Source organism: Streptomyces sp. NBC_00433, assembly GCA_036015235.1.
In the GTDB taxonomy this organism is placed as follows: Bacteria; Actinomycetota; Actinomycetes; order Streptomycetales; family Streptomycetaceae; genus Actinacidiphila.
In genome coordinates this window covers 351,332-370,029 of sequence record CP107926.1, presented here as the reverse complement: position 1 = coordinate 370,029, position 18,698 = coordinate 351,332, and the positions used below count along the sequence as shown (strand labels likewise).

General features: G+C 72.8%; 15 protein-coding genes and 1 riboswitch. Of the genes, 4 read left to right on the top strand and 11 right to left on the bottom strand.

Annotated elements, in window-relative coordinates; genetic code table 11:
* The 4 genes from OG900_01510 to OG900_01495 all read right to left on the bottom strand — a co-directional run bounded on the left by OG900_01510 (nucleotide 1) and on the right by OG900_01495 (nucleotide 4,063).
* The gene (locus OG900_01510) at nucleotides 1-1,107 is read right to left on the bottom strand and encodes an LLM class flavin-dependent oxidoreductase (protein ID WUH88933.1); all 1,107 of its coding nucleotides are present in this window, start codon (nucleotides 1,105-1,107) and stop codon (nucleotides 1-3) included.
* The gene (locus tag OG900_01505) at nucleotides 1,104-2,483 is read right to left on the bottom strand and encodes an NtaA/DmoA family FMN-dependent monooxygenase (protein ID WUH88932.1); all 1,380 of its coding nucleotides are present in this window, start codon (nucleotides 2,481-2,483) and stop codon (nucleotides 1,104-1,106) included. The genes OG900_01510 and OG900_01505 overlap by 4 nt, the downstream gene beginning before the upstream one ends.
* Before the next feature lie 32 nt (nucleotides 2,484-2,515).
* Nucleotides 2,516-3,721: an LLM class flavin-dependent oxidoreductase gene (locus tag OG900_01500; GenBank protein WUH88931.1), complete on the bottom strand. Its 1,206-nt coding sequence runs from the start codon at nucleotides 3,719-3,721 to the stop codon at nucleotides 2,516-2,518.
* 219 nt (nucleotides 3,722-3,940) lie between these two features.
* Entirely contained in the window at nucleotides 3,941-4,063 is a 123-nt protein-coding gene (locus OG900_01495; protein WUH88930.1) for a hypothetical protein, read from the bottom strand.
* A gap of 39 nt (nucleotides 4,064-4,102) precedes the next feature.
* A riboswitch (SAM riboswitch) is annotated at nucleotides 4,103-4,218 on the bottom strand.
* Between the two features lie 601 nt (nucleotides 4,219-4,819).
* On the opposite strand from OG900_01495, the gene OG900_01490 reads away from it, so the two are divergent.
* The 3 genes from OG900_01490 to OG900_01480 all read left to right on the top strand — a co-directional run bounded on the left by OG900_01490 (nucleotide 4,820) and on the right by OG900_01480 (nucleotide 7,738).
* The gene (locus tag OG900_01490; protein ID WUH88929.1) at nucleotides 4,820-5,884 is read left to right on the top strand and encodes an amino acid ABC transporter permease; all 1,065 of its coding nucleotides are present in this window, start codon (nucleotides 4,820-4,822) and stop codon (nucleotides 5,882-5,884) included.
* Between the two features lie 20 nt (nucleotides 5,885-5,904).
* The gene (locus OG900_01485; protein ID WUH95581.1) at nucleotides 5,905-6,657 is read left to right on the top strand and encodes an amino acid ABC transporter ATP-binding protein; all 753 of its coding nucleotides are present in this window, start codon (nucleotides 5,905-5,907) and stop codon (nucleotides 6,655-6,657) included.
* A gap of 94 nt (nucleotides 6,658-6,751) precedes the next feature.
* Nucleotides 6,752-7,738, top strand: a complete 987-nt coding sequence (locus tag OG900_01480) for a transporter substrate-binding domain-containing protein (protein WUH88928.1) — start codon at nucleotides 6,752-6,754, stop codon at nucleotides 7,736-7,738.
* A 53-nt stretch (nucleotides 7,739-7,791) separates the two neighbouring features.
* Here the strand turns inward: OG900_01480 and OG900_01475 are convergent, their stop codons facing one another.
* The 5 genes from OG900_01475 to OG900_01455 all read right to left on the bottom strand — a co-directional run bounded on the left by OG900_01475 (nucleotide 7,792) and on the right by OG900_01455 (nucleotide 14,953).
* A complete protein-coding gene (locus OG900_01475; protein ID WUH88927.1) occupies nucleotides 7,792-9,192 on the bottom strand; it encodes a sulfatase in 1,401 nt (466 codons plus the stop codon).
* Between the two features lie 215 nt (nucleotides 9,193-9,407).
* On the bottom strand, nucleotides 9,408-10,724 hold the full coding sequence (locus tag OG900_01470) for a cation:proton antiporter (protein ID WUH88926.1): 1,317 nt from the start codon (nucleotides 10,722-10,724) through the stop codon (nucleotides 9,408-9,410).
* Between the two features lie 61 nt (nucleotides 10,725-10,785).
* On the bottom strand, nucleotides 10,786-12,204 hold the full coding sequence (locus tag OG900_01465; protein ID WUH88925.1) for a cytochrome P450: 1,419 nt from the start codon (nucleotides 12,202-12,204) through the stop codon (nucleotides 10,786-10,788).
* Entirely contained in the window at nucleotides 12,198-13,307 is a 1,110-nt protein-coding gene (locus OG900_01460) for an alpha-hydroxy-acid oxidizing protein (GenBank protein WUH88924.1), read from the bottom strand. Before OG900_01460 ends, OG900_01465 begins: the two co-directional genes overlap by 7 nt.
* The gene (locus OG900_01455; protein WUH88923.1) at nucleotides 13,304-14,953 is read right to left on the bottom strand and encodes an NAD(P)-binding domain-containing protein; all 1,650 of its coding nucleotides are present in this window, start codon (nucleotides 14,951-14,953) and stop codon (nucleotides 13,304-13,306) included. Before OG900_01455 ends, OG900_01460 begins: the two co-directional genes overlap by 4 nt.
* Before the next feature lie 284 nt (nucleotides 14,954-15,237).
* Between OG900_01455 and OG900_01450 the strand changes: the two genes are divergently transcribed.
* Complete coding sequence (locus OG900_01450; protein WUH88922.1) at nucleotides 15,238-16,791, top strand: fatty acid--CoA ligase family protein; 1,554 nt, start codon at nucleotides 15,238-15,240, stop codon at nucleotides 16,789-16,791.
* A gap of 62 nt (nucleotides 16,792-16,853) precedes the next feature.
* Here the strand turns inward: OG900_01450 and OG900_01445 are convergent, their stop codons facing one another.
* Complete coding sequence (locus tag OG900_01445) at nucleotides 16,854-18,398, bottom strand: Na+/H+ antiporter (GenBank protein WUH88921.1); 1,545 nt, start codon at nucleotides 18,396-18,398, stop codon at nucleotides 16,854-16,856.
* Nucleotides 18,399-18,481: 83 nt separating this feature from the next.
* Complete coding sequence (locus OG900_01440; GenBank protein WUH88920.1) at nucleotides 18,482-18,670, bottom strand: hypothetical protein; 189 nt, start codon at nucleotides 18,668-18,670, stop codon at nucleotides 18,482-18,484.
* Nucleotides 18,671-18,698: the final 28 nt, after the last annotated feature.

Below are 18,698 nucleotides of genomic sequence, written 5' to 3'. Positions count from 1 at the left end.
TCAGGCGGTGACTGCGGCGGCTGCGGCGCCCGCGTCGGTTGCGGTGGCTGCGGCGCCCGCAGGGCCCCAGGCCCAGGGCGGGTCGGGGATGTCCTTGCGCAGCACGGGTGCGATGTCGGACTGGAAGAGTTCGAGGGCGCCGCGGTGCTGGGCCTGCGTCAGGCCGTCGGCGTCGGCGTGCAGATGGAGCACGCTGTGGCCGAACTGCTCGTGGTAGCGGTGCACCTTCTCGATCACCTGCTGCGGGCTGCCGATCAGCGCCGAGCTGCGCTCGGCGAAGTCCTCCAGGGTGGGGAAGACCGGTTCGAGGCCGAATCGCCTCTGGAAGGCCAGCCTTCCCTCGAAGACCGGCCGGTAGTCGGCCAGGGCCTGCTGCGAGGTGCGCGCCGCGTAGTAGCCGGCCGTGCCCGCGCCGACCGTGGCGAGTGCCGGGTCGTGGCCGTAGTGCGCCCAGCGCTCGCGGTAGTAGCGGATGAGTTCGGCGTAGGGCTCGATGGGGTTGGTGACGTTGGCGGAGAACAGCGGGTCGCCGTAGCGTGCCGCCAGGTCGACCGACTCCCTGCTGGTGGCGCTGCCGTGCCACACCCGCACCGGCTGCTGGAAAGGACGCGGCCAGACCTCGGCGTCCTTCAGCGCGGGCCGGAAGCGGGGCTCGGCGGTGACCTTCTGCTGCCGCCAGATCCGCCGGAAGAGCTCGTAGCTCTCCGCGTTGCGGTCCCACTGGTTGTCGGTGGTCACGTCGAACAGCTCGCGCTGGGCGGAGCCGTTGCCCTTGCCGACGATCAGTTCGAGGCGGCCGCGCGAGAGGTGGTCGAGCGTGGCGTAGTCCTCGTAGGCACGCACCGGGTCGAGCAGGCTGAGGGTGGTGACCGCGGTGAAGAGGCGGATGGTGGACGTGAGGGCGGCGATATGGCTCAGCACCACCGGGGGAGCGGAGGAGATGAAGGGGCGCTCGTGGCGTTCCCCGACGCCGAAGCCGTCGAAGCCCAGCTCCTCGGCGAGCACGGCATTGCCGATCACCTCGCGGAAGCGGTCCTGGGTGGACGTGAGCACTCCGGTGACCGGGTGCGGTGTGTGCGTGATCAGGGTGATGGCCAGGAACCTCATGACGCCGCCCCCGACAGGCCGGCGCGGTCGGGAACGGGGAGCGGGGCCAGCCCGAGGTGGTCGCGCAGGGTGGTGCCCTCGTACTCGGTGCGGAAGACACCGCGCTCCTGGAGCAGCGGTACGACGGTGTCGGCGAACTCGTCGATCCCGCCCGGGGTCAGGTGCGGGGCGAGGATGAAGCCGTCGCTCGCGTCGGCCTGGACGAACTCGTCCAGCGACCGCGCGACCTGTTGCGGTGTGCCGACGAAGGACTGCCGCCCGGTCTCGGCGATGACCAGCTCGCGGATCGAGAGCTTGTCCTGCTCGGCGACCGCCCGCCAGCGCGCGACGGTCTCCAGCCGGTCCTGCCCCCTGGAGTCGGCCCGGCCCTGGACGATCGGATCCGCGTCGAGGAGCGGCTCCACGTCGGGCAGCGGCCCCTCGGGGTCGTAGGCGCTCAGGTCGCGGTTCCACACCCGCTCGAGGAAGGCGGTCGCCGTCGGCCCGCTGACCTGCTGGCGCCGTATCAGGTGGGCCTTCTCCTCGGCGTCGGCCGGGGTGTCGCCGAGGACGAAGGTGACCCCGGGCAGGATCAGCAGCTCCTCGGGCGACCTGCCGTAACGTGCCAGCCGGCCCTTGACGTCGGCGTAGAAGGCCTTGCCCGCGTCCAGGGTGCCGTGCCGGGTGAAGATCGCGTCGGCGGCCGAGGCGGCGAACTCCCTGCCCTGCTCGGAGTCGCCCGCCTGGAAGATCACCGGGCGGCCCTGCGGGCTGCGCGGCACGTTGAAGTGGCCGCCGATGTCGAACTGGCCGACGCGGTGGGCGAACCGCCCGGCGTCGGGATCACGCAGGAAGGTGCCGGACTCCTGGTCCGCGACGATCTCGTCGCCGCGCCACGAGTCGAGCAGCACCTTGACCGCGGTCAGGAACTGCGAGGCCCGCTCGTAGCGGTCCTCGCGGGCCAGGTAGCCGCCGCGGCGGAAGTTCTCGCCGGTGAACTCGTCCCAGGAGGTCACGACGTTCCAGGCGGCCCGGCCCGCCGACAGGTGGTCGAGCGAGGCGAACTGCCGCGCCACCTCGTACGGTTCGTTGAAGGTGGAGTTGATGGTGCCGGCCAGGCCGAGGCGGTCGGTGACCGCGGCCAGCGCCGCGAGCACCGTGAAGGTGTCGGGGCGGCCCACCACGTCCAGGTCGTGGATCCGGCCGCCCTGCTCGCGCAGCCGCAGGCCCTCGGCCAGGAAGAGGAAGTCGAACTTCGCGCGCTCGGCGGTGCGCGCGAGGTGGACGAAGGAGCTGAAGTCGATCTGGCTGCCGGCCGCCGGGTCGCTCCACACGGTGGTGTTGTTGACGCCGGGAAAGTGCGCGGCGAGATGGATCTGCTTGAGTGGCTTGCTCATCAGGGTGGCCTTCCTGGGAATTCGCGGGTCGCTCAGGCGGCGGCGTAGCGGTTGGCGGGGCGCGGCAGTCCGAGCAGGCCGCGCAGGGTGCCCGCCTCGTACGCGGTCCTGAAGGCGGCGCGGCGCTGGAGTTCGGGGACCAGGCCGCCGGTGATCTGCGTCAGGTCGTGGGGGAGGGTCGCGGGGCGCAGCCGGAAGCCGGTCAGCCCCGTCCGCGCGAAGTCGTCGAGGACGTCGGCGAGTTCGGCGGGCGTACCGGCGAAGACCGCGGCGTCGCCGGTGTACGGGGCGTCGAGCGACGCGTCCAGCCGCGCCCTGCGCTCGGCGGCCCGGCCGGCTTCCCCGTCGAGGAAGACCACCAGGTCGGCGAAGACGTGTACGGTCTCGCCGCCGCGGCCCGCCTGCTCCTGGTGGTCGCGGATCTCGGCGACGATCCCGGCGGCCTGCGCGGTGTCGTGCGGGGTGACGAAGCCGATGTCGGCGGACGTGGCGACCAGCCGGAAGGGCTCCGAGGCGTGGGCGAGCGCGGCGACGACCGGCTGGCCCTGCGGCGGCCGGGGAGTGATGGAGGGGCCCTTGACGCTGAAGTGCCGCCCGGTGAAGTCGATGTAGTGCAGCTTGTCGCGGTCGATGAAGCGGCCGGTGGCCACGTCGCGGATCTCCGCGTCGTCCTCCCAGCTGTCCCAGAGCCGCCGGATCACCTCCACGTAGTCCGCGGCCTCGCCGAACAGTTCGAGCAGCAGCTCCTGCCCGGCGGGCGAGTCCAGCTCCGCGAGCGACACCGGCGGCAGCCGGCGGCGCCCGAAGTGGGCGGCCTCCTCCTGCCGGCCCGACACCCTGACCTGCACGCCGGCCCTCCCGCCGCTGACGTGGTCGAGGGTGGCGATGGCCTTGGAGAGGTGGAAGGGCTCGGTGTGGGTGACCACGGCGCTGGGGATCAGGCCCAGATTCCTGGTGAGCGGGGCGATCCGGGCCGCGGTCAGCACCGCGTCGAGCCGCCCGCGCACCTGGTCGGTGCGGCCGTCGGGCCCGGTGTGGAGGGAGGACTGCAGGCCCAGGGAGTCCTCGATGGTGGCGAGGTCCAGCAGGCCGCGCTCGGCTTCCGCGGCCAGCGCGGCCCAGTAGGGGGCGCCGAGGAGGTCCGCGGGCCGGACACCGGGTTCCCGCCAGGCGGCCGGATGCCAGCCGGCGCCGTCCAGGGCGACGGCGAGGTGGAGGGGGGCGGCGGATCGGGACATGGGCGTACCGCTTCCTGCTCGGAGGGGTCACAAGCGAAAAGCCGTGGCCTGCGGCGGGCCGAACGGGGGTCCACGCCGTGTAGGCGGTCGCGGGGCGTTCGGCGCGGGGAGCCTGCGGGCTTGGCCGGGGGAGCCGGCTCCTCGGAGCCTGGGCGGGGGTGGAGCCGGTGACCTGTGCGGCGCTGGCAGGCCGCGCGCGTCAGCGCGAAGGTCCGGTGGTCAGGCCCGGGAGGGGACCGTCGGTGTGCCCGGACACAGGGCGGCCGCGACGCGCTGCAGGTCGATGTGCCGCCGGGAGAAGCTGGCGAGGACGGGCAGCGGCCGCCTGACGGTCTGCCGCATGAGCCACCTCCCGTTCCCGCACTGGCTTGCGCCTGGCCGAGTTCGCACTTGCCGGACCGTCATCGGTCCGGCCGGGTCGTCACCTGGAGCACCCCGCCGCGACGGAGGGTTGCCGGTCAGCCGGCCAGGGCCTTGGATGGCTGACGCTCATGACCTGCTCAAACGGTAACTCCGCCGCGCCGCCCAACACAATCCCCTCCGGCCGGGAGTGACACGCGTCGCTCCCGACGCCGCGCGGACCCGGGGGGATTGCCTGACCGCTGCCCTGCGGTTAACGTGCTGTAGGCATAGGCCCCGGCAAGGGGCAGGACCGAGTGCGAGGCGAAGAGAGCGAGGGACGGACATGGACGCCACACGACGCGACCTGGACCTGTGTCCCCGCGGCTCGTTCCAGACACGGGTGACCCGGCGGCACGTCGACCTCCTCCGGGTCAGCAGCGCACTGTGTCCGCGGGAGACCGCGGTCCGCTGACCGCGCCCTGAAAGCACCTGCCCCGGCTCTCGCGCCGGGCGCCTGCCCCTGGCCGAGCCAGGTCCGCCGACCGCGGCTCCGCCCGGTCCACCCGTCCCGCCCCCGCTCCGGCCGCCGACGTGCGCCCGCAACCGGCACGCACGGCCGGGCCGCACGCGGCACCGCTCTGCCCCATCCCCTTCCCGGCAGACCGGGCGACCGGGCCGCGCCCCGCCCCCTGGTCGTCGCGCCCCGCAGTCCCGCGCCGCCCTGCCGCGATCCCGACGAAGACGGGACACACCCCGATGACCCACTACGACACGTCCGGGCACGCCGTTGCCGCGCCCGGCGCCGCACCCCCCGACACCGACCCGGGCCCCGATCCCGAACCGGCGGCCGCCGACCCGGCACCGCGGCACCGCCTGCACACCGAACCCTCCGACAAGGACCTGCTGGCCGCCCGGCTGGTCCCCCAGCGCCACCCCGGCCAATGGCTGTCCGCGGCCGTCGTGCTCGTGCTGGCGGCCATGTTCGTCCACACCCTGGTGGCCAACCACCGCTTCCAGTGGCCCGTCGTGGGCGACTACTTCCTGCGCGGCTCGATCATGCACGGCCTGGAACTCACCTTGTGGCTCACCGCCGCCGTGATGGCCACCGGCTACCTGCTGGGCATCGGGATCGCCGCGATGCGGCTGTCCGGCAACCCGGTGCTGCGGTCCCTGAGCTTCGGCTACGTCTGGCTGGTCCGCTCGGTGCCGCCCCTGGTCCAGCTGCTCTTCTGGTACGAACTCGCCTCGCTCTACCCGCGGTTGTCGGTGGGGATACCCTTCGGGCCGGAATTCGCCGGCTTCAGGACCGCCCATCTGTTCAGCGGCATCCTCGCCGCCTACGTCGGACTCAGCCTGGACGTCGCGGCCTTCGCCGGCGAGATCGTGCGCGGCGGCATCCTCGCCGTCGACCCCGGCCAGCGCGAGGCCGCCAAGGCGCTCGGCCTCGGCGAGGGCCGGATCTTCCGCCGGATCGTGCTGCCGCAGGCGATGCCGGCGATCGTCCCCGCCTCGGGCAACCTGCTGATCGGCATGCTCAAGGCCACCTCGATCGTGAGCGTGATCGCCGTGCAGGACCTGCTCTACTCCACCCAGCTGATCTACAACCAGAACTTCCTGATCATGCCGCTGCTGATGGTCGCCACCCTCTGGTACATCGTGCTGACCACCCTGCTGTCGATCGGGCAGTTCTACGTCGAGCGCCACTACGCGCGCGGCAGGGACCGGCAGGGCAGGCCGCCGGCCCGCGGGCTGTGGCAGGTGGCGCGCTCCAACATCCCGCTGTTCGGCCGCGCCGCGGGCACCGGCCCGGTGATCCTGTGACGACCGGCGGCGAGCGCCCCCTGGTCCGCGTCCGCGGCCTGCGCAAGAGCTTCGGTGCCAATGTCGTCCTGGACGGAGTCGACCTGGACGTGCGCGAGGGCGAGGTCACCGTGCTGCTCGGCCCGTCCGGGTCCGGCAAGTCCACGCTGCTGCGCTGCGTGAACCATCTGGAGACGCCGGACGCCGGCTTCGTGGAGATCGGCGGCGACATCGTCGGCTACCGCCAGGACGGCGCCCGGCTGCACGCACTGCGCTCCCGCGCCGTCACCCAGCAGCGGGCCCAGGTGGGCATGGTCTTCCAGCAGTTCAACCTCTTCCCGCACATGACGCTGCTGGAGAACATCACCGAGGCACCGGTCGCGGTACGCCGCCTGCCGCGCAAGCAGGCCACCGCCCGAGCCCGCGAACTGCTGGAGCGGGTGGGCCTCGGCGACCGGGAGGGCTCCTACCCCCGCCGGCTGTCCGGCGGCCAGCAGCAGCGGGTCGCCATCGCCCGCGCGCTGGCCATGGACCCGCGGCTGCTGCTGTTCGACGAGCCGACCAGCGCGCTGGACCCGGAACTGGTCGGCGAGGTCCTCGCCGTGATCCAGGACCTGGCAGTCGGCGGCATGACCATGATCGTCGTGACGCACGAGATCGGCTTCGCCCGGAAGGTCGCCGACAACGTCGTCTTCCTCGACGGCGGCCGGATCATCGAGTCCGGCCCGCCCGCGGAGGTCCTCACCGACCCCCGGCACGAGCGAGCCCGTTCCTTCCTCGCCGCCGTGCTCTGACGGCCGCCGCGTCCCGCCCCCTTCCCCCGCGGAGCCCTCACCGTCGCCGGCCCGCACCCCTCCCGCAGGTCCCCCTCGCGTGAAAGGCACGCCCATGAGCACCCCCAGACGCCGCCTCACCCCGTACGCCCTTTCCGCCGCGACCGCGGCACTGCTCCTGCTCGCGGCCTGCGGCAGCTCCTCCGACGACGCCGGCTCCGGCGGCGCGAGCGGCGGCAACGGGTCCGCCGCGACCGGCGCCAAGCCGGCGGACGCCACCGCGATCCCGGCACAGGACGTCGTCTCCTCGATCGCCACCGACCCGGCGATCGCGGCCGAACTTCCCGCCGGGGCGCGCGCGGCGGGCAAGCTGGCGCTGGGCACCACCCGCGCCCCCGGTACGTCCAGCCTGCCGCACGGCGGTGAGCGGGACGGCACCCCCGTCGGCCTCGACGTCGACCTGCGCGACGCGGTCGCGAAGGTCCTCGGCATCGAGTGGGACGTGCAGTACGGCACCTTCCCCACCGTGATCCCCGGCGTGCAGAACGGCCGTTACGACGTCGGCCAGGACAACTTCGGCGTCACCAAGGCCCGCGAGCAGGTCGTTGACTTCGCGACCTACCTCAACGACGGCCAGGCCTTCCTCGGCGCGAAGGACACGCCCGTCGACACCGCCAAGCAGCTCACCGACCTGTGCGGCCTGACGATCGCCACCACCCCGGGCTCGACCTTCCAGCAGCTGCTCACCGACGGCGCCGGCGGATGCGCCACCGCGGGGAAGAAGCCCTACAAGGTCCAGTACTTCTCCGACAACGGCCCGATCCTCCTCGGCCTCCAGAACGGCAAGATCGACGTCTCCTTCGGCCCGACGCTCTCCGTGAAGTACGAGGCGGCCCACATCCCGAACCTCAGATTCCTCGGCGAGATCAGCACCACCCCGGTCGGATTCGTCACCGCGAAGAACTCACCCCTGGCGAAGGCCCTGAGCGACGCGGTGAACAAGCTCATCGCCGACGGCGACTACGCGCGGATCTTCGCGAAGTGGTCCCTGCCCGGCAGCGGCATCACCCACTCGGAGCTCAACCCCGCCGCCACCTTCTGACCGGGCGCCGGTGGCGCCGGGACCCCCGCGCCACCGGCACCCGTCGGCGCTGGTCAGGCCGCCCGGTCGGCCGCCAGTTGCGCGGCCAGCGCCGGGATGCCGAGGGCGGCCTCCTGCGCCGGTGTCGCCTGGTAAAGCAGGTTGGTCAGCTGGTACGGGTCGTTGACGAGGTCGTAGTACTCGCGGAGGACCAGCTCGCCGGTGCCGACCTGCTGGCCGGCGGTGTCCGTGTGCAGCTTGTAGTACTCCGTGTACTGCCGGGTCGCGCTGACGGTCGAGGCCCAGGTGTGCGGGTCGTCGCCCTGGCCGCGGTGCCACCACTCGGTCAGCAGGTGGTCGCGCCGGTAGGAGCCGAGGAGCGAGTGGCCGTTCTGCGGGGTGTCCGGGGTGATGCCCGCCGCGTCGAGGAGGGTGGGGGCGATGTCGATGTTGGCGGCGATCCGGTCGTCGACGGTGCCGCCGGACAGGCCTGCCGCGGGCCAGGACACGTAGAAAGGCACCTCGACGGACGGCCGGTAGGGCACGGACTTGGCGGTCCAGCCGTGGTCGCCCCAGCAGTAGCCGTTGTCGCCGAGGTAGATGACCAGGGTGTTCTGCAACTGGCCGAGCGCCGCGAGCTTGTCGTGGATCTCCTGGACCGCGTCGTCGACGGACAGCAGCGTCCGCAGCTGGTTGCGGCGGATGTCGCGGCCGTCGGCCAGGGTGTGGGTGGCGTTCTTGATGTAGTCGGGCTTGTCGCTGCGGTCGGCCTCCGGCACCGAGGGGCGGCCGTTCCACTCGGGTACGGCGGTGTCGGCGTACTTGGACTCGGGGGTGTTGGGCGCGTGCGGCGCCTTGGGCGCGACGAAGGCGAACCAGGGGCGCTGGTCGGTCCTCGACCCGTCGAGGAAGTCCAGGACGCGGTTCTTGACGACGGTGGTGCTGTAGCCGGCGATGGTCCGCACGGTGCCGTTGTCGTTGTAGGTGGCGTTGTTGTAGGCCACCGGGTCGAGCAGCAGCCACTCGTCGAAGTGCGGCGGGTTGTCGGTGTTGTGCCAGGCGTTGAGGTACTTGCCGAACAGCCCGGTCCGGTAGCCGCCGTCGTGCAGGTAGCGCTGCACGGTCGTGTGCTGGTCCAGGTTGTAGGGGCTGCTGTTGTCGCGCACGCCGTGGTTGTGCGCGTAGCGCCCGCTGAAGATCGACGACCGGGACGGCGCGCACAGGGGGGTGCTCACATGGCCGCGGCTGAACTTCACCCCGTTGTCGACCAGCCAGGCCACCGTCTTGGGGGTGGCCCACTCGGTGGCGTTGGGCTGGTCGTCGGTGAGGACGACCAGGATGTTGGGGCGGCTCGCGGCCGCGGCCTGCGCCGGGACGGCCCCGGCGGCGGTGCCGGCGATCGCGGCCGAGGCCACGGCTGCTGCGCCGGCGATGAAGCCTCGCCGGCCGAGGTCCTGCTGGTCTTGACGGCTCACGGTGGTACGCCTCCTGACAAGGGGAGAGCGGGGGCGCGCGGGCCGGGGGCCCGCCCGCTCGGCGGAGTCGCATGTGCGTCGGTGAGGCTACGACCGGCCGTGAGCAGGCGGCTACGACAGAGGTGTACTTGTCACGTTCATTTCATACGACCGCCGCGATGGCATATTTCCGCAACACCGCGTTGACACAAGGCCCGCCGACACCGGACCGCCGGCTAAGCGCCCGCGGCGGACGGCGGTCCGCCGGGGGTCGCGACCGCGGGCGGGTCCTCCTCCCGGGCGCGGGCCGCAGCGTCGTCGGCGGTGGGGACGCCCCCGTCCAACCGGTCCCACAGGGCCAGCAGCGGGGTCGCCATCACCGTGGTGACCACCGCCACCACGACCAGCACCGTGAACATCGAGGGCGACACGATGCCGTCGGCCAGGCCGACGTTGATGGCGATGAGCTGCATCAGCCCGCGGGCGTTCATCAGGGTGCCGATCCGCAGCGCCACTCCTTGCGGCTGCCCGGCCAGCCGCGCGGCCAGCCAGCACGCCCCGAGCTTGCCGGCGACGGCCACCAGCGTGCAGCCCGCGGCGAACAGCAGCAGCGAGGGATCGGTCAGCAGCCCCGTGTCGGTGTTCAGCCCGGAGTAGGTGAAGAACAGCGGCAGCAGCAGCATCCCGCTCAGCGGGGCCGTGGTCTCGATCGTGCGGTCGATACGGGGTGAGCGCGGATAGGCGGCGCCCAGGCTGAAGGCGCCGAAGACCGCGTAGAGGCCGATCCGGTCGGTGTACCAGGCGGCCAGGCACAGGGCGAGCAGGGTCACCAGGAGCAGTTGCTCCGCGGTGAGCCGCTCGGTCGCGCGCAGCAGCGGACCGCGGTACCTGACCAGGAAGTACAGCGCCACCACCAGGCCGGCGGCGCCCGAGGCGGCCAGCACCAGCGTCCCCGCGGTCCCGCGCGCCAGGCTCACCACGCCGGCCAGCAGGATCCACGCCGCCACGTCGTCCACCGCGCCGGCCGCCAGCGCGATGGTGCCGAAGACGGTGCCGCCGAGCCGGCGTTCGATGATGATCCTGGCCAGCATCGGGAAGGCGGTGATCGCCAGCGTGACGCCGACGAACAGCACCGTCACGTGCAGCGGGACGCCGGGCGGCGAGGTGTCCACGGAGTCCCGCACGGCCCAGGTGAGCGCGGCACCGAACAGCAGCGGCGCCATGATGCCCGCGAGGGAGATCATCGACGCGGGGCCGGCCACCGACTTCAGCCGTTCCAGCCGGAATTCGTACCCCGACTGGAACATGAACAGCACCAGCCCGAGCTGCCCGGCGACGTAGAGCACCGGCCGCAGCTGGTCGGGGAAGAGGTGGTGCTCGACCGAGGGGAGCAGCAGGCCGAGCACCGAGGGGCCGAGCAGCACCCCCGCGATCATCTCGGCGACCACCGGCGGTTGCCCGACCGGGCGCAGCAGCAGTGTGGCGCCCCGGCAGACGGCCAGGATGACGACGACGGCGAGGAGGAACGAGGTGCCCAGTTCGGTCGCGGACATGAGAGGAGGCCCTTCGGCATGAAGCGGTGGGGGGAGCGGGCGTGTGCCGGGGGGTGGCGGGTCAGCCGCTGTGGCGGGGACAGCTCGGCGGCGGTACGGCCGCGGCCGCGTCGGGCCCGAGGGGAAGGCCCTGCGCGTCGTGGCCTGCGAACCACGCCGCCGCCATCCGCAGGCGCCGCGCGTCCGCCACCATCCAGCTGCCGAGGGCGAGTTGCAGCAGGCTGCGGCCCACGTCCTCCCACCGGTCCCGCAGCCGCAGGAAGGCCAGCGCGGCCGCCATCCGATGCCGCGGCAGCGTGCGCCCGCTCACCACGAGCAGGCACGGCGCCCGATGCGGAATGGAGCGGGTGTGGGAGACGGAGGAGTGCAGCGTGAAGCGGGCCAGCACCTCCCGGGTCACCGCCCTCATGACCAGCGGGGACAGCCGCCATGCCGGGCAGGGCCGGTTCGCGGCCACCCCGAAGGGGATGTGGTGGGCGTCCTTGAGCGAGATCCGGTCCCATCTGCCGGGGTCGAAGACCTCCGGACGGATATGGCCGGTGGCGTGGTAGGCGGGGTAGTCGAAGCACAGCACGGTGCCCGCCGGGTAGGCCACCCCGTCGCCGAGGTCGATGTCGGCGCTGGTGATCCGGTGCGCGATGCCGAACAGCGGGAACAGGCGCAGCGCCTCGTTCATGACGTTGCCCAGGTCGTGGTCGTCGCCCGGGTGCGCGGCCAGCCGCCGCTGGACGTCCTGGTGTTGGGCCAGCACGAGCAGCAGGTGCGCCATCGCCTCCGACATCTGCACGACCGCGGTGTTGAAGAAGGTGCCCTGCAGGTAGTGCGCGCGCTGCAAGGGCGTCCCGAGTTCGGCGGGCAGCGCGTGCGGCACCTCGTCCGCGGCGAGGCGCCGCAGCAGGTAGCGGGTCAGGCGGTCACGGCGGCGCATGTGCCGCAGCCGGGTGTTCTTCAGGGAGTTGACCACGTCCTCGGCATTGTCGACGATCAGCCGCCGGACGCTCGGTGGGCAGGGCTCGCGGAAGACCAGGCCGTAGAAGAACTCCGCCCACACCGGCATCATCAGGTCCCGCAGCCGGACCAGCGAGACCTCGCCGGATACTGATTCGTCGAGCACGCCCGCCGCGCACCGGGCTGCGGCGGCCGACAGGTCCGCGCTGGTGCCCGCCAGGATCGCGGCGGTGGTGCGGGCGACCGCGTCGTAGCGGGGACCGGGCTCCAGGTGCTCCTGGTGGACCTCGGGACCGGGGGAGAGCCAGTACCAGAACAGGTCGGACAGGCCCGCACCCTTGCTGCGGCCGTTCGCGGCGGGGTGCGCGTACAGCTCGGCGAAGCGCTCGGGGCCGACCTCGGCGTTGGGCACCACGACGCCTTCGGGGCCGTTGACCCGGGCGAACACCCGTGTGCGCAGCGAGATCAGGGTCCTCGGCAGCCAGTAGGGAGTGGACAGCACGAGTGCCGCGGCGGCGGCCTTCCTCAGCATCCGGCCACCGCCCGCGGCCCGCGGGCCACCACCTGGTCCCTGGTCGGCCCCGAGCAGTCCCGGGCACCGCACAGCGTCAGCACATGGGCGGTGTCGGCCCGCAGCTCCGCCAGCACGCGCGCCACGCCGTCCTCCCCGTCGGCGGCCAGCCCCCACAGGACGGGCCGGCCGACCCCGACCGCGGTGGCACCGAGCGCCAGCGCGGTCACCACGTCGGAGCCGGTGCGCACCCCGCCGTCGAGCAGTACGGGGATCCGGCCCGCCACCGCGTCCGCCACCCGCGGCAGCGCCTCCACGGCGGCGGGCGCGGCATCGAGCTGCCGGCCCCCGTGGTTGGACACGATCACGCCCCGCATCCCCTCCGCGACAGCCAGCCGCGCGTCGTCCGGGTGCAGGACCCCCTTGAGCAGGATGGGCAGGTCGTGGCCGTCGCGAAGCCGGCGCAGGTCGTCCCAGGACAGCGCGGGCGACATGGCGATGTCCAGGGTGCCGCCGGGAGGCGCCCCGGGCAGGCCGCGCATGTTCTCCGGCGCGTGGCCCGGCGGCAGGTCGTGGAAGCCGTTGCGGTCGTCGCGCCTGCGGCGGCCGAAGACGGGGGAGTCGACCGTGACCACCAGGGCCGTGCAGCCGGCCCGTGCGGCCCGCCGGGCGAGGGCGTCCGTCACGTCGGCATCCGGCTGGAGGTAGAGCTGGAACCACACGGCGGCGTCCTCGCGTACGGACCGGGCCGACGCCGTCACCTCGGCGACCGCGGTGGTCGAGGCCATCGAGGTGATCAGCACCGCGCCCGCCGCGGCGGCCGCGCGGGCGGTGGCGCGCTCGCCGTCCGGGTGGGCCAGGCCGTGGAAGGCGGTGGGGGCCACCACGACGGGCGTTCGCGCGCGGGCGCCGGGCAGGCTGACGGAGGTGTCGGCCTGCCCCGCCCCGCGCAGCACGCGCGGCAGCAGGGCCAGCCGCCGGAAGGCCCGGACGTTCTCGGCCGCCGCGATCTCCTCGCCGGCGCCGCCCTCGTAGAAGTCCCAGTGCACGGGGTCGAGCCGGGCCGCGGCCTTCTCCCGCAGCTCCGCGAGCACGCCGGGTACGGGGGGCCCGCCGCCGGTCACGACGGGTCCGCGGCTGCGTCTTCCGGCAGGTCCGGGTGCGGCCGCGCGGGTTGCCCGGGGGCGAGGTGTGCGGCCAGGAAGCGGACCAGCGGGGCGCGGTGGACCTCCGCGCTGTCCCACTCGTTCTCCAGGTTCTCCGTGAGGTGGTGCTCGGCGACCGGCTTGCCGTCCTGGAAGAGCCGGACCACCGGGTGCAGGTAGCGCCCGTCGAGCCCGGTGGCCGTCTGCTGGGAGAGCCGGCTGACCGAGACGTCGAACGGATTGACCTTGTCGTGGTCCTCGCCGTATTCGAGGGTGACCGTGAGATAGCGGTCGGCGGCGCCGAACGCGCCCTCCGCGGCCACCCGGTGGAGGTGGTCGACCGGTACCTCCTCGTAGTAGCCGACCGCGCCGGTGCCGCTCACCACCACGGCGTCGCAGAGGAACCCGAACAACTGCCACAGCGCGGAGGTGCGGTTGATCCGCTTCAGCACGGCGTCGGCGACGGCCTGCGGGGTGGCGGCCGGCTCGGTCCGCGGCCAGGACGTGTCGTGGTAGCGCTGCTCCAGGATGTGGTGCAGCGCGCGTACCCCGTAGCGGAAGCCGTGGATGAATCCGCTGGTCGACTTCTTGAAGTCGCGTACCTGGGTGATGGTGCCGGCGAAGTACAGATCGGGGACGTTGACGGACTCCCAGGCGTCGGTCTGCGCGGGGAAGCGGTCGTTGATCGTCAGCTCGGGACGGCACTCCTCCGCGAATACCGAGGCGTCGAAGCGGAATCCGGTGGCAAGGATGACCCGGTCGTAGGATATCTCCTTCACCACTTCGTCCACCCGCAAGAACTTGACGGCGACATGGAAGCGGCCGTCGTCCCCGTCCCTCCTGATACGGACGATCTCGCCGTCGAGAAGTGCGTTCTGGGATTTGAGCTGGTATGTGTCGAGGAAGTTGTTGTTCACCGCTCTGAGATGGCCCACGAAGTGGGTCTGCCAGGCCAGTTTCAGCGATCCGGGACCGGCCACATGGATCACCGCGGCGGTTTCGATGAGGTTGTCCGCGGTTTCGAATGCGGAATTTCCCCGGCCGACGATCAGTACCCGCTGCCCGGTGAAGTCGGCCGGGTCGACGGACACCTCGTCGTACCGCTCGGCCAGCTCGGCGCCGTCGATGGCCGGGACGTAGGGCCGGGAGACACCGGTTGCCACGATCAGCCGCCCGGCGTGCAGCACGGTGCCGTCCCCGGTCGTCACCTCGAAGTCGCCGCGGGCCGAACCGTCCGCCGCGGGGGGCCGGGAGATGCGGGTGACACGTGTGTTGCCGCGGATGCGCAGTCCGTGGACCCTGGCGAAGTCGCCGAGGTAGCCGACCATGTCGTCGGCCGACGGGAAGTAGCGGGGTGTGACGGCGGTGAAGAGGGGGTGGTTCTCCTCGGACAGCAGCGAATTCCAGTCCGTACGCAGCTTCAGCTCGGGGTCGTCCCAGCCGGTGTGCACCTTGTTGATGGAAATCAGCGTCCGGTGCCGGGGGAATCTGGTGAAGAAGGTGCCGACCTCGCCCGCCTCTAACACCAGATAGTCCCGGCCGGCCCGTTCCAGGAAATATGCCGCCTGAATTCCGGCCGGCCCTCCGCCCACTACCAGGTAGTCGACCCGCTCTTCTCCGGACACATGCCCTCCCGGGATCTGATGAGGATGCGGTCACCCTAGTTGAGGGTTAAAGAAGGTATCCAGAGGGTCAAAATGTGATCCATGTCACACGCCATTGCGAGGTTGGGTATCGGGGTGGATGGATAACTTCCGGAACGGGCTGGGCGGCCCATGGGCAGTGGCGCGGCAATACGCGGGAGCGCGCCGGCCGCGTGCTGTGCAAATACTGTGCGTACGCGGCGCCCAGGTTTGCCAATGGCCTGGAATCGACCTTGGTGTCCGTATGTCCGGATCGGGAGGAAAACATGGACGGACCTGCCGACCCGGTGTTTCCGCGGCCCCTCGTGGAGGCCTTCCTGCGGGACCCCGACACCCCCGCCTTCGAATTCCGGTCACAACCCGTCACCCGTGCCGAGGTGCTCGACCTGATACGGAGCTGCGTCGCGGGCCTGCGGGCCGCGGGCCTCGGCGCGGGGCGCGGCGTCGCCGTCACCACGGCGGTGACCCCGGCGGGCTTCGCCGCGCAGATCGCCGCCCACCTGCTCGGATGCCGCGTCACCGGCCTGCGCCCCGGCCTGACGCCCCCCCAACTGCGGCACGTGCTCGCGCAGGACGTCGAGGCGGTGGTCGCCGACGGCACGACCGCGACCGCGGACCTCGCCGCGGCCGCCGAGGCGGCCTCGATACCGGTGGTCGACCTCGATCTCGTCCTCCTGGCAGCCGGCGGGCACGCGGCGCCCGAGGCCGGCCACGACGGTGACGACGCCCTGGTCGCACACGGCCGCCCCGACGACATCGGCCTGATCTGCCTGACCAGCGGCAGCACCGGCAATCCCAAGGGCTCCGCCCAGACCTACCGCGCCCTGAGCCGCCACTGGTCCTGGCAGCCCACAGGCTGGAGCGACCGGGCACGCCGACTCGCCGCGGGCTACGGCCGGTTCCTGGTCTTCGGGACGCTGACCAGCGCGGTGATGCTGGAGCACCTCGCACTGTGCCTGCTCAGCGGCGGCACCGCGGTGATCCCCGGCGAGCCGGTGTCCTTCCCCTCCTCCTGGGAGCGCCACCGCGTCACCGCCTGCCTGTGCACGGTGGCGAGGCTCTACCAGGTGCTCGACACCCTGCGCACCGAGCAGGCCGACACCTCCAGCCTGCGGGCGCTGCTCGTCGCGGGCTCACCGCTGCCGCCGCACCGCCTGGCCGAGGCCGTCGAGCGGCTCGGCCCGGTGGTCTACCAGGGCTACGGCCAGACCGAGACCGGCATGCTGTCCCTGCTCGGCCCCGAGGACCTCGCCGAACACGGCGACAAGGTGCTGGACACCGTCGGACGTCCGATGCCCGAAGTCGAGATCAGCGTGCGCGACCCGCACGGGCAGCCCGTCCCGGCCGGCACGACCGGCGAGATATGGGTGCGCGCGGCCGGCGCGATGTCCGGCTACTGGCACGACGAGGACGAGACCCGCGAAGTGGTCAGGGAGGGCTGGATCAGGACCCGGGACCTCGGCACCCTCGGCGCGGACGGCTACCTGCGGCTGCTCGGACGCGCCCGTGACGTGATCTTCGTCAACGCGATCCTGCACTACGCGGGCGCGATCGAGGCGGCGCTCGCGGCCCACCCGGACGTCGACCAGGCCTACGTGGTGGGCGCGCCCGACGAGCACACCGGCGAGGCCGCGCACGCCTTCGTCGTCCCGACGGCGGGCCGCACGCCCGCGCCCGACGACCTGCGGGCAGCCGTACGCGCCATGCTGGGCGAAGGCGCCGAGCCCGCCACGGTCACCCTGCTCGACTCGGTGCCGGTCGCCCCCAGCGGCAAGCCGGACAAGAAGGCGCTGCTGGCCCGGGTCCCGGCCGGCGGATAGCGCGCGCCCGGCGGCCGGAGCGGGGTGGACGGCCCTGGTACAGGGACGGTCGGTACCGGCGGTCACCTTTCGCCCAGGCCGGACTCCTCCCGGTCGAGGTCGGTCTGCAGGCGGCGGCGGGTGGTGTCGCTGACGCGGTGCTCGTCGTAGAGGCGGCGCAGCTCGGTGTTCTGCAGGGCGATGATCTCGCGGCGCAGGTCGCGGTAGGCGGCGTCGGCCGAGGGGTTGTCCGGGTCGTCGGTGTCGTGGTCCAGACGCGCGGCCAGGTTGTGGCGCATGCGGTGGAGTGCGGTCTCCGGCAGGGTCTCCAGGGCGGCGAGGCCGTCGAGGTGGGCCAGGGCGGCGCGGGTGAGCGCGTCGCGTGCCGTCGTCTCCTCCTGGGAGGTGTGTTCCGGCTCCAGCGCGAGCCCCGAGCGGTTCACCAGCGGGGCGAGCGTCAGCCCCTGGACCACCAGGGTGAGCACCACCACGGCGGTGGTGAGGACCAGGACCAGTTCCCGCCCCGGCAGCGACCGGTCGCCGGCGGCGGTCAGCGGGATGGACAGCGCGGCGGCCAGCGGCATCACGCCGCGGGTGCCCGCCCAGGTCACCACCGTCGCGACCCGCCAGGAGGGCCGGCTGCTCGCGGGCCGTACCGCCGCGGACAGCGGGAGCATCCACAGGACGCGTACGCCGATCAGGACGAGCGCGATCGCGAGGGCCTGCAGGGGCCACCAGCGGGAGCCGTCGGGGAGGTCGGCGACGAGGGCCGGCAGTTCCAGCCCGATGATGCTGAAGACGACGCTCTCCAGCAGGAAGACCACCACGGCGTAGACCGCCTGCACCTGGAGCCGGATGCGCGCGTCGCTGAGGAGGTGCCCGGAGCGGCCGAGCAGCACACCGGCGACGACCACGGCGGTCACCCCCGAGGTGTGCGCCGACTCGGCGAGCACATAGGCGGCGTAGGGCGTGACCAGGGCGATCACGGTGTCGAGTACGGGGTCGGTGGTCCGCCGCCTGATCAGGGCGACCAGCCGGGCCACGAGGGCGCCCGCCACCGTGCCGCCCCCGGCCAGCAGCCCGAACTCGCCCGCGGCCATGGGCCAGTGCACCGTCGTGGAGGCGACGGCGACGCCGACGGCCACCTTGAACAGCACCAGCGAGGTCGCGTCGTTGAAAAGACTCTCGGCCTGCACCAGCACCTGGACCCGGCCGGGCAGCGACAGCCGCCGACCCAGCGCGGTGACCGCCACCGGGTCCGTGCTCGCCAGGACCGCGCCGAGCACGAAGGCCATGGACGGCGACAGCGGGGTGAGGGCCACCGCGAGGGCGCCGACGGCGGCGGCAGAGGCCAGCACCAGCCCGAAGGCCAGCACGGTCACCGGCCGCCACACCAACCGCAGGTCCCGCAGGGACAGTTCCTCGGCCGACGCGTAGAGCAGGGGCGGCAGGACGACCAGGGCGATGACGTCCGGCGGGACGTGCAGTGCGGGCGTGCCCGGTATCAGGGCCACCGCCAGGCCCGCGATGACCAGCAGCGGCGGCGCGGGGATCCGCCGGCGGCGGGCGAAGGTGGCGACGGCGGTGGCCAGCACGACCAGAAAGAGGACCGACCCGACCGCGCGCATGAACCGTTCTCCTGATCGCCACAGGCGGGGCCGCTGTCACCTCTTGCGACAGCTGACTCCCTGTGCCGACCAGACTTCCCGGCTCACCACGGGCAGCCTATCGGGTATTCCACGCGGACGAACGGGCCGAGGACCGCCCGCCCGGCGACCGCGGCCCGTCGGCGACGGTGTCCGGGAGTGCGGAAGGGGCCGGGCGCGGCGACCTGCACGGGGCGGGCCAGCGACACGGCTTCGGCCTCCGCCTCGGCGTGCCGCCCCACGGTGCCCAGCACCCCCACGAAGCTGTCCCTGATCGGGAGG

Coding starts and splice junctions, on each gene's coding strand:
- OG900_01510 (WUH88933.1), bottom strand. CDS start 1,107: ATGAGGTTCCTGGCCATCACCCTGATCACGCACACACCGCACCCGGTC.
- OG900_01505 (WUH88932.1), bottom strand. CDS start 2,483: ATGAGCAAGCCACTCAAGCAGATCCATCTCGCCGCGCACTTTCCCGGC.
- OG900_01500 (WUH88931.1), bottom strand. CDS start 3,721: ATGTCCCGATCCGCCGCCCCCCTCCACCTCGCCGTCGCCCTGGACGGC.
- OG900_01495 (WUH88930.1), bottom strand. CDS start 4,063: ATGCGGCAGACCGTCAGGCGGCCGCTGCCCGTCCTCGCCAGCTTCTCC.
- OG900_01490 (WUH88929.1), top strand. CDS start 4,820: ATGACCCACTACGACACGTCCGGGCACGCCGTTGCCGCGCCCGGCGCC.
- OG900_01480 (WUH88928.1), top strand. CDS start 6,752: ATGAGCACCCCCAGACGCCGCCTCACCCCGTACGCCCTTTCCGCCGCG.
- OG900_01470 (WUH88926.1), bottom strand. CDS start 10,724: ATGTCCGCGACCGAACTGGGCACCTCGTTCCTCCTCGCCGTCGTCGTC.
- OG900_01465 (WUH88925.1), bottom strand. CDS start 12,204: ATGCTGAGGAAGGCCGCCGCCGCGGCACTCGTGCTGTCCACTCCCTAC.
- OG900_01450 (WUH88922.1), top strand. CDS start 15,238: ATGGACGGACCTGCCGACCCGGTGTTTCCGCGGCCCCTCGTGGAGGCC.
- OG900_01445 (WUH88921.1), bottom strand. CDS start 18,398: ATGCGCGCGGTCGGGTCGGTCCTCTTTCTGGTCGTGCTGGCCACCGCC.